Consider the following 17,402-nt stretch of genomic DNA (forward strand, 5'->3'; position numbering starts at 1 on the left):
AGGACACCGTGCTGCTGATCAGCTGCCCCTGGTGCGGTCCCCGTGACGAGACCGAGTACCACTACGGGGGACAGGCCCACGTCCCCTACCCCGAGAACCCCGCGAACCTCACCGACGAGCAGTGGGCCGAGTACGTCTTCTACCGCGACAACCCCAAGGGTCCCTTCGCCGAGCGGTGGATGCACAGCACCGGCTGTCGCCGCTGGTTCAACGTCCTGCGCGACACCGCCACCCACGAGGTACTGGCCTCCTACCGGCTCGACGAGCCCCGCCCCGGAGGGAACCGATGACCGACCAGCAGTTCCGGCTCCAGCAGGGTGGCCGTATCGACCGCGGCACCGTGCTTGGGTTCACCGTCGACGGACGGGAGTTGACCGGGCACCCCGGCGACACCGTCGCCTCGGCCATGCTGGCGAACGGGCTCGTCGAGGTCGCCCCGTCGCTCTACCGCGGCCGCCCGCGCGGGATCGTCGCCGCGGGTGTCGAGGAACCCAACGCCCTGGTGCAGCTGGACGGTTCGTGCGCGGAGGGCATGCTCCCGGCCACGGCCGTGGAGCTGTACGACGGCCTGTCCGCCACCACGCTGTCCGGGATGGGCCGGCTCGACCCGACCCCCGACCCCGCCGTCTACGACAAGAAGTACGTACACACCGACGTCCTGGTCGTCGGCGCCGGACCGGCCGGGCTGGCGGCCGCCGCCGCTGCCGCCGGCTCCGGCGCCCGCGTGATCCTCGTCGACGACCAGCCCGAGCCCGGCGGTTCGCTGCTCTCCGGGCGTGCCGAGAGGTTCGGCGGGCAGAGTGCCCTGGAATGGGTCGCCGAGGTCCGCGCGGCACTCGACGCCGCCCCCGAGGTCGTGGTCCTGCAGCGCACCACGGCTTTCGGGTCGTACGACGACAACTACGTGCTGGCCCTCCAGCGGCGCACCGACCACCTCGGAACCGACGCCCCCGAAGGCGTCTCGCGCCAACGGCTGTGGCACATCCGGGCCCGCCAGGTGGTCCTGGCGACCGGCGCGCACGAGCGTCCGCTGGTCTTCGCCGGCAACGACCGACCCGGGGTGATGCTCGCCGCGGCCGTGCGCTCGTACCTCAACCGGTACGCCGTGGCCCCGGGCTCGCGGGCCGTGGTGAGCACGACCAACGACAGCGCCTATGACACGGTCGCCGATCTCCACGCCGCCGGGATCGACATCGCCGCCGTCGTGGACGCGCGCCCCGAGCCGTCCCGCCGGGCAGCCGACGTCGCCGCGGCGACCGGGGTGCGGGTGCTTACGGGAAGTGCGGTGGTCGGCACCGCGGGCGAGGGGCGGCTCGCCGGAGTCACCGTCCAGGCCCTCGACGAGAACGGCCGACTCACCGGTGAACCGGAGTCGTTCGACTGCGATCTGCTCGCCGTCTCGGGCGGCTGGAGCCCGGTGGTGCACCTGCACAGCCAGCGCCAGGGCCGGCTGCGCTGGGACGAGGACCTGGTCGCCTTCGTCCCCGACGGCACCGTACGGGACCAGCAGGTCGTGGGTGCGGCCCGCGGGACGTACGACCTCGACGGCTGTCTGGCCGAGGGGGCGCGGGCCGGTGCGCGCGCCGCGACGGACGCCGGGTTCCCGGTGCCGGTGCCCACGGCTTCGTACAAGGAGGTACGTCCTGATGTGCGCGCCCTGTGGCTGGTGGCCGCCCCCGACGGCGAACCCGGCAGCTGGGACACCCACTTCGTCGACCTGCAGCGCGACGTCACCGTCGCCGACGTCTGGCGGTCCACCGGCGCCGGCATGCGCGGCGTCGAGCACGTCAAGCGCTACACCTCGCTCGGCACGGCGAACGACCAGGGCAAGACGTCCGGCGTCAACGCCATCGGGGTGATCGCCGAGGCCCTCGGCGCCGGTGCGTCGCCCGGAGAGATCGGCACCACGGCCTACCGGGCGCCCTACACACCGGTGGCTTTCGCCGCCCTGGCCGGGCGTGAGCGCGGCGAGCTGTTCGATCCCGAACGCACCACCTCGATCCACGGCCGGCACATCGCCCACGGCGCGGAGTTCGAGGACGTCGGGCAGTGGAAGCGTCCCTGGTACTACCCCCAGCCAGGTGAGGACATGGACACGGCCGTGGCCCGCGAGTGCCGGGCGGCCCGCGAGGGCGTGGCGTTCATGGACGCCTCCACCCTCGGCAAGATCGAGATCTGGGGCGCGGACGCGGGCGAGTTCCTCAACCGCGTCTACACGAACGCCTTCAAGAAGCTCAAGCCCGGCATGGCCCGCTACGGCGTGATGTGCAAGCCCGACGGGATGATCTTCGACGACGGCGTGACGCTGCGCCTCGACGACAACCGCTACTTCATGACCACCACGACCGGCGGCGCCGCCGCGGTCCTGGACTGGCTGGAGGAGTGGCTGCAGACCGAGTGGCCCGAACTCGACGTCCACTGCACCTCGGTGACCGAGCAGTGGTCGACGATCGCTGTCGTCGGCCCGAAGTCGCGCCAGGTCGTCGCCCAACTCGCACCCGACGTAGACCTGTCCGCCGAAGCGTTCCCCTTCATGGCCTTCCGCGAGACCACCCTGGCCTCCGGCATCCCTGCCCGTATCTGCCGGATCTCCTTCTCCGGCGAACTCGCCTACGAGATCAACGTCTCCGCGTGGTACGGCCCGGCCGTCTGGGAGCAGGTGCACGAGGCGGGACGGCCGTACGGCATCACCCCGTACGGCACCGAGACCATGCACGTCCTGCGCGCAGAGAAGGGCTACATCATCGTCGGCCAGGACACCGACGGCACCGTCACCCCGCAGGACGCGGGCATGTCCTGGGTGGTCTCGAAGCAGAAGGACTTCGTCGGCAAGCGGTCCTACGCCCGCCCCGACACCTCCCGCACCGACCGCAAGCAGCTGGTCGGCCTGCTACCCGCCGACCGCAGGACCCGGCTGCCCGAGGGTACCCAGCTCGTCGCGCCGGACGTGCCCCTCACCCCGAGGCCGGGCCGGTGCCGATGCTCGGGCACGTCACCTCCAGCTACCACAGCCCGGCCCTCGGCCGCCCCTTCGCCCTCGCCCTCCTCACCGACGGGCGGGCGAGGATCGGCGAGACCCTCCTCGCCCCGGTGGGTGAGGAACTGGTGCCCGTCGAGGTGGCCGACTTCGTCCTCTACGACCCCGAAGGGACCAAGCGAGATGGCTGAGCCGACCGAGGCCGGGCCGGTGAGCCTGCGCCGCAGCCCTCTGGCACATCTGGAAGAGCGGATGCGCGCCGCCACGGTCACGGGCGCCCGCGGTGTCACGCTGACCGAGTGGCCGTTCATCACCATGGTGAACCTGCGCGTCGACCCTGCCTCCGAAGCGGCCGACCGCATCGAGAAGACCCTGGAGGCGCCGCTCCCGCGGCAGTGCGGCCACACCACCGCGTCCGGCCCCCACACGGTCGTCTGGCTCGGCCCTGACGAGTGGCTCGTGCTGTCCCAGGCCGAGGGGACCGCAGTGGCCACCGAGTTGAAGGAGGCCCTCGGAGGAGACCCGGGCTCGGTTGTCGACGTCTCGGCGAACCGCACCACGCTGGAGCTGAGCGGCCCGGCCGCCCGGCAGGTGCTGGAGAAGGGCTGCCCGCTGGACCTGCATCCTCGGGCCTTCGGTCCCGGTCAGGCGGTGTCGACCACGGTGGGCCCTGTAGCGGTGCTGCTCTGGCAGGTCGACGGCGCGCCGACGTACCGGCTCTTCCCACGATCCTCGTTCGCCGACTACCTGGCCCGCTGGCTCATCGACGCGATGAGCGAGTACCGCGGCCCGGAGGTCCCCTGATGGCGTTGAGCGCGTTCGATCTGTACTCGGTCGGCATGCGGCCCGACGCTTCGTCAGGCCGGTCAGCACCCGGCGCCGCGTGCTGATCATGGGGCCGGATGTGGCGGAGCCCGGGAGTCGTATCCAGCTCCCGGGCCCCTGGGGATGCCACCCAATTGCGCACGCCGGCGGCGTTTAAGAGGACGGATCAGTCATCATGCCGTCGTGTTCTTCCTTTGAACTACCGCACCGTGTGAGAGGTGCAGGCGAGAGTCGAACTCGCATCCGACGGCGTTCGTCCGGCCCCGGTCGATCCGGCGATCGGCGGCGATGCTGAGACTGGAGCGAGAGTCTGAGATTGACCGCGGCTGCCTCTGCCATGTTGGGCTACCCCGGCCCGTTGCGGGCGCTGTGCCGGGGGAAGGACTCGAACCTTCACTGTCACCGCTTCTTCAGGCTGAACTTCAGTGTCAGCTTGCGCTCATCGCGCGCACCGGTCCTCAATCCGGCCCGCGCCTGTCGCGCACCCCCGCGCTCGCACGCGGGGGCGATCATGGATGCTACCCGTGGTCGGCGTCAGCCGAGCAGGTAGCCGAACACCGCCTCGCCGACCCGCTGGTCGGTGACCTCGGCGCCGTTGGCCTCCTCGCGGGCGAACTTCACCGCCTGCTGGAGCTTCTCGACCCGCTCCACCAGCTCGTTCACCCGCCGCGCCGGGAGCGCTCCGGAGAACTTCACGGTCGTCCAGTACCCGATGGGCACGTCCTCGTAGTACACCTCGACCTGCGCCGGGTGCTTGTCGGTCGCCTCCGCCTTGACGTGGTTGCGCGGGACCTTCTTGGTACGGATGGTGCGCACCGGGTCCGTCTTCCACCAGTCCGTCGACGGGTCGTGCGACCAGGACTCGGCGGCGTCGAGGGTGGGAAGCTTCCTGACGAACGTGTGCAGGTCGGTGAGCTGCTTCTCCAGGAACAGGAGATAGCTGACCGGGACGTCGGTCACGATCGTCCGGCCGTCGACCGTGACGTCCGCGCGGGCCGCGCAGTTCGCCCAGTCCTTGGTGGCGGTCACGTCGAAGAGCCGGGTGAGCGACGCGGACATCTCCCGCAGCACGTCCTCGGCCTGCACCTGTACCCGCGTGGACTCGGGCGGCAGTTGCTCGCCCTCCTCGTCCTTCGGCTGGTACGTACGCGAGATACCTGCCAGCAGTGCCGGCTTCTGCACCTTGTGGTGCGCCGCGGTGATGTCCTGGAGCGACTTGCTCTTGACACCCTTCTCGACAGCGATGATCTGGTTCAGCTTCGCCACTTCGGGTCCCCCTTCGAACAGGCAGGAACGTACCTCACCCGCTCGAACACCCGCACTTCCTTTATCGCACGCTCGACTGAGTACACCTACTCATGCCCAACCGCACCGAGCCGGGGACGATGGGCCGTGCCGATGTACGAACGGGAGGCGGGGGCATGGTCAGATTTCTGGGGGCGGTGGTGGCCGTCGTCGCGGCGGCCACGGCACTGGTCCTCGCCTACGTGGCGGGGGCACCGCCCGCGGTGGTGTTCGCCGTCGGGGCGGGCGTACTGAGCCTTCTGTGGCTGCTGCTCCTGCTCACACTGCCCTGGAACCTGTACTTCCGCGCGCACGCGGTGCTCGCCGAGATCGCGGTGAGTCGGGAGAAGGGGCTGGAGGTCTCCCGGGCCCGGGACGCCGAGGCCGCGCGCATCGCCCGCACGATGCTCCGGGCGGCGGTCGCGGGGCACGTCCTGACGGCGGCGGTCGTCTTCGCGGTCACCTGGGCGACGGGCGAGTTCACGGGGTACTGGTTCGCCGCGTTCTTCCTGCTGAGCACCTTCTTCCGGCCGGCCGGCGCCTACTTCGGCCAGCTCCGGCGGCGCCTGGGCACACTCCTCAAGGACGTCACGTATCCGCGGGACGACGTCGTCGAAGTGCACGCCCGGCTGAACCGCGCCGAAGCCGGCACGCGTGTCCTGGAGGAGAAGGCGGAGGAACAGTACCGAGCCCTCGCCGAACTGCGCCGCACCGTGGACGCGCTGGCCGTGAGCACGTACGAGCGGACCGAGGAGTCGGACCGCAGGATCGTCGCGCTGGGCCGGGAGTTCGAGTCCACGGTGAACCGCCTCACCGACAACCAGGAAATCATCGCGGGCGTGAAGGCGTTCCTGCGCCTGCTGCGCTCCACCGACGCGGCCGACGGCGCCCCGGCCTCCGGGTGAGCGCGGCCGTACAGTTCGATGCGCTGCCCTGGACGGCCATGGCTGACTCGGTGCCTCCCAAAAGTGCCCAACTCTGCCTCGATGCTGGCTGTTTTGTGCACCCGGACTTGTCGACGCCTTGACGATCCGTTCCATGGACGTTCAACCGGCTGTCCGTGCCTGCGTTGTGTGCCGTCCCTAAGGTCCCTGAAGGCTTCGAAAGAAGGGACTCATGGACACACGCCTCGCAGTCCGGGCTCGCGGCATCACCAAGTGCTTCGGTGACGTCGTCGCGCTCGACGGTGTCGATCTGGATGTGGCGCAGGGGCAGATCCACGGCTTGGTCGGACCGAACGGCGCCGGCAAAACAACATTGCTCGGACTCCTGCTGGGCTTGGCCGTCGCCGACAGCGGCCGCCTCGAGATCCTGGGTACGCCGGTCCAGCGCGCGCTCACCGCTCCCGACGGTGTCGCCGGCTTCGTGGACGGGCCCGGTCTCTACCCCTCGCTCACCGCCAGGCAGAACCTCACCGCGCTGGTTGCCCTCCGCGGCCGTGACGCGAGGACGGCGGGGGTCGACGACGTGCTCGACCAGGTCGGGCTCACCGATGTCGCCGACGACCAGACCCGCGGCTTCTCCCTCGGCATGCGTCAGCGGCTCGGGCTCGCCGCAGCCCTGATCACCAAGCCCCGGCTGCTCGTGCTGGACGAGCCTGCCAACGGCCTCGACCCGGCCGGAAAGAAGCACGTACACGGTGTCCTCACCCGGCTCACGGCGGCCGGAACCAGCGTCGTGCTCTCCAGCCACCGCATGGACGACCTCCAGGCACTGTGCTCCGAAGTCACCATCCTCGCCACCGGACGGGTCGTCTTCTCCGGCCCGCTGAGCAAGCTGGCCGCCGAGAACCGTGAACTCGACTACCGGCTGCTCACCTCCGACCCGCAGACCGCCCGGCGGCTGGCCGGCGACGCAGCCGGCATCCGGATCGTCGACGACGCCGGGGCACGGCACGACGCCGAGGCGCTCGTCGTGCGCGCGCTGGTGCCCGCCCTGGACGAACTCGTGGTGCAACTCGTCCACGCGGGCATCGCCCTGCGCGAGCTGGCCCCCGTGGTGTCGCCGCTCGAAGCCGCGTTCCTCGCCCTCACCGAGCCGAAGGAGACCGGCCGATGACCGCGACCGTCGCCGAGGACATCGTTGCCACTGCCCGCCCGGTCTCGGTTCCGCGCGCCTACCGCTTCGAGCTGGTCAAGCTGGTCTCGCAGTGGCGGATCCGCCTGCTGGTCCTCGCCTGCTGGATCGCACCGGGGCTCTTCGTCGCCGCTGTGAGCCGGCAGAGCACGCTGCCTGTCGACACCCTCTTCGGCCGCTGGATGCACGCCACGGGATGGGCCGGACCGCTGGTGACGCTCGGCTTCGCGGGCACCTGGGCACTCCCGTTGCTGACCTCGGTGGTCGCCGGCGACGTGTTCGCCGCCGAGGACCGGCTCGGCACCTGGCGACACCTGCTCGTGGTGGTCCGGTCGGCCAGGCGGATCTTCGCGGCGAAGGCACTGGCCAGTCTCACCGTCCTCCTGCTGCTCGTGGCGGGGCTGGCCGGTTCCAGTGTGGTCGGTGGTCTCCTGGCGGTCGGAAACCAGCCACTGGTCGGCCTCGACGGCCACCTCCTGACGCCGGGGGACGCGGCAGGGAAGGTCCTGCTCGCCTGGGTCTGCGTACTCGCCCCGACGCTGGCTCTGGCCGCGATCGGACTGCTCGGGTCCGTCACCCTGGGGCGTTCCCCGATGGGACTGCTGCTGCCCGCGGTCGTCGCGCTCGGCATGCAACTCGCCCAGATGCTGCCGCTCCCCGCCGCCGTACGACTCGCCCTGCCCAGCTACGCCTTCATCGCCTGGAACGGCCTGTTCACCAGCCCGGCACAGCTCCGCCCGCTCCTCATCGGCATCGTGGTCAGCCTGGTGTGGACGGTGATCGCGACAGTGCTGGCCTACGCGCTCTTCGTGCGGCGCGACTTCACCAACACCGGCTACGACGGCTCGGGGCGCCGCGCGGTCACCGCCGGAGCCCTGCCGCTGGCCGGGGTGGTCGGCGTGACCGTCGCGTTCGTCGCCGCGACGACCGGGGCCACGGGCTCCGGCATCGAACAGGACGAAGTGCAGCGCTCGCTCGCCACGGCGTTCGCCCACCTCTATCGCATGCAGACGAAGCAGCTCAACCGCCCCGAGGTCACCGAAGCACAGCTGAAGGCCACGGCGACGTGCGACAAGGGCAGCATCAGGGTCGCCGCCGAGGGACCGGGCAACGACTGGCGCTGCGTCGTCTCCTGGCATCTCCCCGGCGTCGAGGCCGCAGGCACGGCCATCTACCAACTCGACGTCACCCCGGACGGGCGGTTCATGGCCGACGGCGACGGACCGAAGGAAGTCAACGGCTACTTCCTGGTCCGGACCCCGACCGGCGATGCACCGAACCCACTTTGGCAGTTCGACGGCAACGTCGAACTTCTCCGCACCTCGAAGGAGTGACTCCATGCAGGTAACACGCCACCGGCGGAGTGTCGGGACGGACTTCCTCGGTAGACGAATGGGCCGCCGGAGCACCCTCACGGCAGCCGCCACTGCGGTCGTCCTCGCCGTCACCGCCGGCATCGGTTACGCCCAGACACGCCAGTTCGGCACCGATCAGGTCGGTGAGACCACCGACCAGGGCCAGGTCATCTCCAGCGACCAGTACATCGCCCCGTACGGCGACCGCCTCGTCATCAACAACGGCAAGATCATGTCGTCCTCCGTCAGCCCGGACGGCACCCACCTCGCGGCCTCGGTCACCGACGGCGGCAGCGCACTGGCCATTGTCGACGTGCAGAACTGGAAGGTGCAGCAGGTCGTCGGCACCGCCGCGTCGTCGGTCCCGCGCATCGGCAGCAACAGCGTGGGACAGGAAGGCCCCACCTACTCGCCCGACGGCAAGCAGCTGTGGCTGGGCCAGACCGACGGCTACACCAGGTTCACGGTGAACCCGGACGGCACGGTCACCAACCCGGTGTCGATCAAGATCCCGGCGGACGGGGCCAAGCACGCCCTGGTCGGCGAGGCGGTCTTCTCGTCCGACGGCTCCACCGTCTACTCCGCGGTCAACGGCCAGAACCGGGTGGTCGCCATCGACGCGGCGACCGGCGCCGTCAAGCAGAGCTGGGCCGTGGGCAACGCCCCGCGCGACATGGTCCAGGTCGGCGACAAGCTCTACGTCAGCAACGAGGGCGGTCGTCCGGCGCAGCCCGGCGACACCACCATGAACTCGTACGGCACTCAGGTCCCGGCCAATCCGAAGACCGGTGCCACCACCACCGGCACGGTCAGCGTCATCGACCTGGCGAACCCGGAGGCCGCCCCGTCCAGCATCGACGTCGGTCTGCACCCGACGGCCCTGTACGCCAAGGGGAAGGCGCTGTTCGTCACCAACACCGCCACCAACGACGTGTCGGTCATCGACACCGACAAGGACAAGGTCGTGCAGACCATCGACACCCGGCCGTGGCCGGAGGCATCGGTGGGCTACGAGCCCAACGGGGTGACGCTCACCGACGACGGCCGTCTGCTCGTGACGCTCGGCCGCGCCAACGCGGTCGCCGTCTACCGGTACAAGAGCCCGCAGGAGCCGGTCGGTTACGTCGGCCTGCTCCCGACGGACTACTTCCCCGCGGAGATCACCACCGTCGGCAAGCAGGTGCTGGTCTCCAACACCCGTGGCATCGACGCCCGCCGCCCCACCACCAGCGCCGGGCACGGCACCCACGACACCACGTCGAGCGTGCAGCGGTTCACGCTGCCCGACGACAGCGTCATCAGGTCCCAGACGGCCAAGGTCTTCCAGCAGAACGGCTGGACCCCCGGCTCGGTCAAGCTGGCCAGGGGCAGGAGCTACGCCAGGCCGGTCCCGGTCCCGCATCGGCTCGGCGACCCCTCGACGATCAAGCACGTCTTCCTGATCGTCAAGGAGAACCGGACCTACGACCAGGTCTTCGGCGACATCGCGAAGGGCGACGGCGACCCCTCGGTGACGCAGTTCGGCGAGAACGTGACACCGAACCAGCACGCGCTGGCCAACCAGTTCGGGCTGTACGACAACACCTACGACATCGGCACCAACTCCGCCGAGGGCCACAACTGGCTGATGCAGGCCGACGACCCGGAGTACACCGAGTCCTCGGCCGGTGAGTACGCGCGCAGCTACGACACCGAGAACGACGCTCTCGGCCACCAGAAGTCCGGCTTTCTCTGGACCGGTGCGCAGGCGGCGGGCAAGACCGTGCGGGACTTCGGCGAGTTCCAGTCGATCGAGAGCAAGCCGTCCGACGCGTCCTGGCAGAACCTGTACTGCGACGCCAAGAACATGGCCGCGACCGGGCAGAACACTGCCTACCCCATACAGACGGGCTCGGCGATCCCGTCGCTCAACGACGTGTCGGTGCCGGGCTTCCCGATGTTCGACACCAGTGTCCCGGACATCTACAAGTACGAGATCTGGAAGCAGGACTTCGAGAAGAACGGTCCGGCGAACCTGAACATGTTCTGGCTCTCCAACGACCACACCGGTGGTCCGGCGAGCCCGGCGGCTCAGGTCGCGGACAACGACCTCGCGGTCGGCAGGATGGTCGACGAGATCTCGCACAGCAAGTACTGGAAGGACTCGGCGATCTTCGTCGTCGAGGACGACTCCCAGGCCGGCCTCGACCACGTCGACGGCCACCGTGCCCCGATCCAGATCATCAGCCCCTGGGCCCAGCACGGCACCGTAGACAGCCACTACTACTCGCAGATCACGATGATCCGCACCATCGAGCAGATCCTCGGGATCCACCCGATGAACCAGAAGGACAGCGCGGCCAGCCCGATGGCCGGGGCGTTCACCAGGAAGCCGGACGACACGCCGTTCACGGCGCTGCCCAACCGGACCTCGCTGACCGATGGTCTGAAGACCCCGCCTTCCTGCGGTGTGGACACCCCCGCGCCGCAGGACCCCAAGGCGGCGGCCGTGCCGTCGTCGAAGGTGCCGGCGGACATGCGGCAACTCGCGGCGAAGTGGGAGGACTGGAAGTCCAAGCAGCGACTGACCGGGCCCCACGCCGTGCCCGACTACGCCAACCCCGCGCAGATGAACCACCTCACGTGGTACCAGACGCACAACTGGGCCAAGCCGTACCCCGGTGAGAGCAGGATCTACGCTCCGAACGACGTGCCGGGCGCCTACATCCCCTCGTCGGAGTCCGACGGCTGACGCGGGCTGATCTCCTCACGGGCCCCTGGCCGGGCGTCACCGCCGGCCAGGGGCCCCGGCCGCCGCTCGACCCTCGACCGAGCGGGTGCCTTCCGGCGTGCCGGACGGTGGCCTTACGCGAGCGGCCGCAGGCGCCTCCTAGCCTCGGCGACATGCTGGGGCTTCCTGCTCATGTCCGTTCCTGTCTGTTCGACCTCGACGGTGTCCTCACCCAGACGGCGAAGGTGCACGCGGCCGCCTGGAAGGAGATGTTCGACGCCTATCTCCGCGAGCGCGCGACACGTGAGGGGACCGAGTTCGTGCCCTTCGACGCGGTGGACGACTACGACGAGTATGTGGACGGGCGGCCCCGCGAGGACGGCGTACGCACGTTCCTGGCCGCACGTGGGGTGCACCTGCCCGAGGGAACGCCGGACGACCCGCCGGAGGCGGAGACGGTGAACGGACTGGGCAACCGCAAGAACAACCTGGTGCTGCGGCGGATCCGCGAGGACGGGGTGGAACCCTACGAGGGCTCGGTCCGCTTCGTGCACGCGGCACGGGAGGCCGGCCTGCGGTGCGCGGTGGTGTCGTCCAGCGCGAACTGCCGTGACGTCCTGGCAGCGGCCGGCATCGAGGACCTGTTCGACGAACGGATCGACGGAGTGGTGGCGCACGAGCGCCGGCTGCGCGGCAAGCCCGCCCCGGACACCTACCTGGAGGCGGCCCGCAGGCTCGGCACGGATCCGGACGAGGCAGCGGTGTTCGAAGACGCCCTGGCCGGAGTCGAGGCCGGGCGAGCGGGACGGTTCGGCGTGGTCGTGGGCGTCGACAGGGTGGGCCAGACGGATCAGCTCCGGAAGCACGGGGCGGACATCGTGGTCCGTGACCTGGCCGAACTCCTGGAGTCGCGGTGATCACCCATCCCAGCTTCACGGTCGAGCCGTGGTGCCTGCGCGAGACCGAGCTGAACCTGGACGTGCTCGCCCAGAGCGAATCGGTGTTCGCGCTGTCCAACGGGCACATCGGGTGGCGCGGCAACCTCGACGAGGGAGAGCCCCACGGACTGCCCGGCGCCTACCTCAACGGCGTCCACGAGCGGCATCCGCTGCCCTATGCGGAAGCGGGCTACGGATATCCCGAGTCCGGCCAGACGATGATCAATATCACCGACGGCAAGGTCATCCGGCTGCTGGTCGACGACCACCCGTGCGACCTGCGCTACGGTCAGCTGCTGGCGCACGAACGGGTTCTGGACTTCCAGTCCGGTGTGCTCAGCCGCACCGCGCGGTGGACATCGCCCGGCGGTCGCACGGTCCGGATCACCTCACAGCGGCTCGTGTCCTTCGCCCAACGGGCGGTGGCCGCGATCGTGTACGAGGTCGAGCCGATCGACGGACCGACCACGGTGGCCGTGCAGTCCGAGCTGGTGGCCAACGAACAACTGCCCCGCCTCGAGGGCGACCCGCGCGTCGCCGCGGCGATCGAGTCCCCCCTGAACGCCGAGGAGCACTTCGCACAGGACACCCGCCTGCGCCTCGTGCATGCCACCACCGGCAGCGCACTGCGGGTGGCAGCGGCGGCCGACCATCTCGTCGAGGGGCCCGAGAGCACTCGCTGGACGGCGCAGAGCGAGCCCGATGTCAGCCGTCTGACGGTGACCGCGGACCTGGTGCCCGGGCAGCCGCTGCGGCTGGTCAAGTTCGTGGCCTACGGCTGGTCGGGGCAGCGCTCGCTACCGGCCGTGCACGATCAGGTGGACGGCGCGGTGGCGGCCGCGGTCAGCACGGGCTGGGACGGCCTGGTCGCCGCGCAACGGGCGTACCTGGACCACTTCTGGGCCGGCGCGGACGTCGAGGTCGAGGGCGACGCGCAGATCCAGCAGGCGGTGCGGTTCGCCCTCTTCCACGTGCTCCAGGCCGCGGCCCGCGGCGAGAACCAGGCCATTCCCGCGAAAGGCCTGACCGGAACCGGGTACGACGGGCACTCCTTCTGGGACACCGAGTCCTATGTGCTGCCGGTCCTGACGTTCACCGCGCCGGAGACCGTCGCGTCGGCACTGAGATGGCGGCACCGGATGCTGCCGACGGCCCGGGAACGCGCGGACCAGCTGGGCCTGTCGGGAGCGGCGTTCCCCTGGCGGACCATCGCCGGTGCCGAGAGTTCCGCCTACTGGCCGGCCGGCACGGCCGCCTTCCACATCAACGGCGACATCGCCATGGCCGCCATGCGGTACGTCATGGTGACCGGGGACGAGGACTTCGAACGCCGAGAGGGGCTCGACCTCCTCGTGGACACCGCTCGGCTGTGGCGCTCTCTCGGACACCACGACGCGGAAGGCGTCTTCCACATCGACGGGGTCACCGGACCCGACGAGTACAGCGCCATCGCCCGCGACAACCTGTACACCAACCTGCTGGCCCGGCAGAACCTGCTGGCCGCGGCGGCTGTGGCCGCGCGTCATCCCGACCGCGCCGCCGAACTCGGTGTCGACGACGAGGAGACCGCGGTGTGGCGGGACGCCGCGGCTCGCATGGCGGTGCCGTACAACGAGTCTCTCGGCGTGCACGAACAGTCGGCCGGGTTCACGAGTTTCCAGCGCTGGGACTTCGAGGCGACCCCACCGGAGAACTACCCACTGCTGCTGCACTACCCCTACTTCGACCTGTATCGCAAGCAGGTGGTGAAGCAGGCCGATGTGGTGCTGGCGATGATCGAGTGCCCGCACCTCTTCTCCGACGAGGAGAAGGCGCGCAACTTCGCCTACTACGACGCGCTCACCGTCCGCGACTCCTCCCTGTCCGCGTGCTGCCAGGCGGTGCTCGCCGCCGAGACCGGGCACCTGCGGCTGGCGTACGCCTACCTCGCCGAGGCGGCGCTGATGGACCTGGACGATCTGGAGCACAACACCCGTGACGGGCTGCACATCGCCTCCCTCGCCGGGACGTGGATCGCCCTGGTCGCGGGTTTCGGCGGCATGCGCCGGTACATCGGCGAGGACGGAAAGCCGGACCTGCTGTCGTTCGCACCGCGCCTGCCGGAAGCGCTGTCCAGGGTGGCGTTCACCGTGCTGGTACGCGGACGCCGGCTGAAGGTGGACATCGGCCCGTCCCGTGCGCGGTACCGGCTGGTGGAAGGTGAACCGCTGGTCGTGCTCCATCACGGGGAACCGATCACCGTGACCACCGACGCCCCGGCGGACCGGCCGATGCCCCCCGCGCCCGTCCGCCCCGAGCCACAGCAGCCACCGGGCCGCCGTCCGGTGGGCCTGCTCACCGGGGAGGAGCAGCAGGCGGAGACCCAGGACTAGTCACCACTACGGCCTTCAGAAGGTCAGCGCCCAGCTGTTGAGCGTGCCCGTGTCCTGCGCGTACATGTCCTGCACCCGCAGCTTCCAGGTGCCGTTCGCGGTCTCGCTGGAGGCGTCCACCGTGTACGTGGTCCTGACGTCGTCGGCGGAGTCCGAGCTGCTGGAGGACTTCAGTCGGTAGGCCGAACCGTCCGGTGCGACCAGGTCGATGACCAGGTCACCTCGGTAGGTGTGCGTGACGTCGACCGCCACCTTCAGGGTCGAGGGGGCGTTGCCCGTCAGCCCGCTGACGCCGATGGGGGACTCGATCGCCGAGCCCGCGTCGGGGACGGCGATGGCCGAGGTACTGGTGAAGGTGGTGCCACCCGTGCCGCCGGAACCGCTCACCGCCTGCACCGCCTTGGTCGCGTCGGCCAGGCCCGCGCCGCAGCCACCCGAGCAACTGCCCGGAAGCGGACGGGCGTTGGTCTTGATCGCCGACTCGATCTGGGCCGGGGTCAGCGCGGAGTTGGCCGACTTCATCAGCGCGACGAGGCCCGCGATGTGCGGGGTGGCCATGCTGGTGCCCTGGTAGTAGGTGTACGACTCGGTCGACGGGGTCTTGGTGCCGGAGTTGAGCGTGGACAGGATGCCGTTCGCAGTGCCGGTGCTGGTCTGGCCGCCGGGCGCCGAGATGTCCACGAGGGAGCCGTAGTTGGAGTAGGACGCCTTGGCGCCGGAGCGGTTGGTCGCGGCGACCGAGATGACGTTGTTGCAGTTGCCCGGGGAGTGGTTCGCGACGTTGTCGTTCTCGTTGCCCGCGGCCACCACGACCGTCGTGCCCCGGCTCACGGCCGCGTTGATGGCGCTCTGGGTGGCCGAGGTGCAGGCGCCGTCGCCGCCGAGGCTCATGTTGATGACCTTGGCGACGTTGGCGTTGGCGGGCACACCGGAGACGGTGCCCCCGGACGCCCAGGTGATGGCGTCGATGATGTCGGAGTCGTAGCCGCCGCACTTGCCCAGCACGCGCAGCGGGGAGACCTTCGCACCGTATGCGATACCGGCAACGCCCTTGCTGTTGTTGGTGGCGGCTGCGATGGTCCCGGCGACGTGCGTGCCGTGCCAGGAGGAGTTGCTGGCCGGGACGCCCGTGCCACAATCGCCCGCGGCGTACCAGTCGCCCGGGTCGGCCGGGTTGCTGTCGCGGCCGTCGCCGTCGACGGAGACAGCGGTGTCGGAGATGAAGTCGTAGCCACCGACGATGTTCGCGGCCAGGTCGGAGTGCGCCACGTACCCGGTGTCGATGACGGCGACGGTGACGCCGGACCCGGTGGACAGGTCCCAGGCGCCCGGCACGCGCATACCGGCGGTGTCCTCGAACAGGTCCCACTGCTTGCCGTACTCGGTGTCGTTCGGCGTGGCCATCGGCTTGTTGAGCCGGTCCGCTACGACGTAGGCGACCTGCGGGTCGGCCCGGTACTCGGCGACGACGTCAGCGACGTCGGCCGTGGTGGCGCTGTCGCCGAGGTCGACGAGGGCGGCGCCGGTGCCGAGGCGGCGCTGGAAGTCGACGTCCTCGCCGGTCTCCTTGCCCTTGGCGACGGCGTCGGCCTCGGCGGCCTTGTTGGAAGTGGCCTCGGAGGCGCCCGACTTGTAACCGACGATGAGACGTTCGGCCGGGGTACCGGGGGCGGCCTCGGTCTGGGCGGCAGGGACCGCGGCCGCACCGGTGGTGCCGTCCTGAGCGACGGCGACGGTGGCCGTGGCGGCGGTGAGCAGGGCCGCGGAGGCCGCGGCGACGGATATCAGCTTCCGTCCCGTGGCGGGAACTGTACGCAAGGGTATGCCTTTCGCGACCGACTCCGGGCAGGCCGGAGCGGCGGTGGGGAGGCGCTTCGGCGTCGAAGCGGAGGGGGTGTGAAACCGAAAAGCGGCGCAGATGGCCGACCGTGCGCGGGTGCCTGCAGACCCGTCCGGGGTTACCTGTGGGTCAGCTGTGCAGGAACGATAGGCAAAGCGACGGTCAAAGGGGTACAGGGAAAACCCTCGATCTGACCGGTGATCCACCCTTGATGCCGGGCGGTTGGAGGGTGTTGAGCCCGTCCTCAGCCCTGGTTGGGGGCTGGGGGTTGGTGGACGTGGAAGGTGAGCCCGGTGATTCGGCCTGATTGGATGACGGGACCGTGCTGAATGCCGCCGTTGATGTCGTTGTGCACGGTCGCATGACGCGGCGCGGAGATAGCCGCGAGCCGCTGCAACGAGGTCAACAAGAAGCTCGGCTCGTCGCTGGGCAACGTGACCAAAGCCCTACGGACCAGCGCATAGCCGGCCAGCGCATGGTCATCGTCGGCCGCTGCCAGATCGACCGCGCGCTGCGTCCACCACAGTGCCGCACGTTCGTCCCCGGTCCTGCACCAGCCAGCCGACGTACTCGGCGTACCGGGAGCCGAGCGCCAGCAACGGCTTCCAGCATGCCGGCACCAGAGACCGGGGAGGCCGGGCCGGTCCGGGCCGTCCGGTGACAGCTGCATGATCCAGTCCTCCTCGTCGACTTGGCCCGGCGCTGGTCGGCAGGTGCGTCTGGAGCGGCTTGGGTGGCCAGGGCGATCAGCGCTCCGTTGGCACCGAGGGCGGCGTCGCACAGCCGAACGAGGTCACGGCTGGGTGCCTTGATACCTCGCTCGACTTTGCTCAAGTGCGCCTTGCTGTAATGCACGGCTCGGACAAGGCCGTAAGACTCAGTCCGGCCTCCAGACGCCGTTGGACAAGGCGATCGATGCTGTTTCCCGTTTCCTTCTCCGACGGCGGGGCGCAGCATTCGCGGGAGCTCGAACTTGTGCCGGTCACACAGCCGGGCGAGTCATGGGCGTCAGGGGATGGGGGTCG

At 70.0% G+C, this 17,402-nt stretch carries 11 protein-coding genes and 1 pseudogene; 9 read left to right on the top strand and 3 right to left on the bottom strand.

Features of this window, described 5'->3' with window-relative positions:
* Positions 1–8 precede the first annotated feature (8 nt).
* The 3 genes and pseudogenes from CRP49_RS30835 (at position 9) to CRP49_RS30845 (ending at position 3,781) form a co-directional block, all read left to right on the top strand.
* On the top strand, positions 9–290 hold the full coding sequence (locus CRP49_RS30835; protein ID WP_097256295.1) for a sarcosine oxidase subunit delta: 282 nt from the start codon (positions 9–11) through the stop codon (positions 288–290).
* Positions 287–3,168: pseudogene (locus tag CRP49_RS30840) on the top strand (sarcosine oxidase subunit alpha family protein). The gene CRP49_RS30835 and the pseudogene CRP49_RS30840 overlap by 4 nt, the downstream one beginning before the upstream one ends.
* Complete coding sequence (locus tag CRP49_RS30845) at positions 3,161–3,781, top strand: sarcosine oxidase subunit gamma (protein WP_097256296.1); 621 nt, start codon at positions 3,161–3,163, stop codon at positions 3,779–3,781. The pseudogene CRP49_RS30840 and the gene CRP49_RS30845 overlap by 8 nt, the downstream one beginning before the upstream one ends.
* A 555-nt stretch (positions 3,782–4,336) precedes the next feature.
* Here CRP49_RS30845 and CRP49_RS30850 read toward each other — a convergent pair.
* Positions 4,337–5,068, bottom strand: coding sequence for a hypothetical protein (locus CRP49_RS30850; protein ID WP_097256297.1), 732 nt, complete (start codon positions 5,066–5,068; stop codon positions 4,337–4,339).
* Positions 5,069–5,223: 155 nt separating this feature from the next.
* Between CRP49_RS30850 and CRP49_RS30855 the strand changes: the two genes are divergently transcribed.
* From CRP49_RS30855 to CRP49_RS30880, 6 genes are all read left to right on the top strand, one after another.
* Positions 5,224–5,991 (top strand): hypothetical protein, encoded by a 768-nt coding sequence (locus CRP49_RS30855; protein ID WP_097256298.1) that lies wholly within the window; start codon positions 5,224–5,226, stop codon positions 5,989–5,991.
* A 211-nt stretch (positions 5,992–6,202) separates the two neighbouring features.
* A complete protein-coding gene (locus CRP49_RS30860; protein ID WP_097256299.1) occupies positions 6,203–7,144 on the top strand; it encodes an ABC transporter ATP-binding protein in 942 nt (313 codons plus the stop codon).
* Positions 7,141–8,496 (top strand): ABC transporter permease, encoded by a 1,356-nt coding sequence (locus CRP49_RS30865; protein ID WP_097256300.1) that lies wholly within the window; start codon positions 7,141–7,143, stop codon positions 8,494–8,496. The genes CRP49_RS30860 and CRP49_RS30865 overlap by 4 nt, the downstream gene beginning before the upstream one ends.
* 4 nt (positions 8,497–8,500) lie before the next feature.
* Entirely contained in the window at positions 8,501–11,248 is a 2,748-nt protein-coding gene (locus CRP49_RS30870) for an alkaline phosphatase family protein (RefSeq protein WP_097256301.1), read from the top strand.
* A gap of 152 nt (positions 11,249–11,400) precedes the next feature.
* Entirely contained in the window at positions 11,401–12,144 is a 744-nt protein-coding gene (locus tag CRP49_RS30875; RefSeq protein ID WP_097256302.1) for an HAD family phosphatase, read from the top strand.
* Complete coding sequence (locus CRP49_RS30880) at positions 12,141–14,537, top strand: glycoside hydrolase family 65 protein (protein WP_097256303.1); 2,397 nt, start codon at positions 12,141–12,143, stop codon at positions 14,535–14,537. The genes CRP49_RS30875 and CRP49_RS30880 overlap by 4 nt, the downstream gene beginning before the upstream one ends.
* A gap of 15 nt (positions 14,538–14,552) precedes the next feature.
* Here CRP49_RS30880 and CRP49_RS30885 read toward each other — a convergent pair whose 3' ends face one another.
* Both CRP49_RS30885 and CRP49_RS48120 read right to left on the bottom strand, forming a co-directional pair.
* Positions 14,553–16,355 (bottom strand): S8 family serine peptidase, encoded by a 1,803-nt coding sequence (locus tag CRP49_RS30885; protein WP_097256304.1) that lies wholly within the window; start codon positions 16,353–16,355, stop codon positions 14,553–14,555.
* A gap of 266 nt (positions 16,356–16,621) precedes the next feature.
* Complete coding sequence (locus tag CRP49_RS48120) at positions 16,622–17,047, bottom strand: hypothetical protein (protein ID WP_257033534.1); 426 nt, start codon at positions 17,045–17,047, stop codon at positions 16,622–16,624.
* Positions 17,048–17,402 lie beyond the last annotated feature (355 nt).

It is taken from the genome of Streptomyces sp. Ag109_G2-15, assembly GCF_900215565.1.
Lineage (GTDB): Bacteria > Actinomycetota > Actinomycetes > Streptomycetales > Streptomycetaceae > Streptomyces > Streptomyces diastatochromogenes.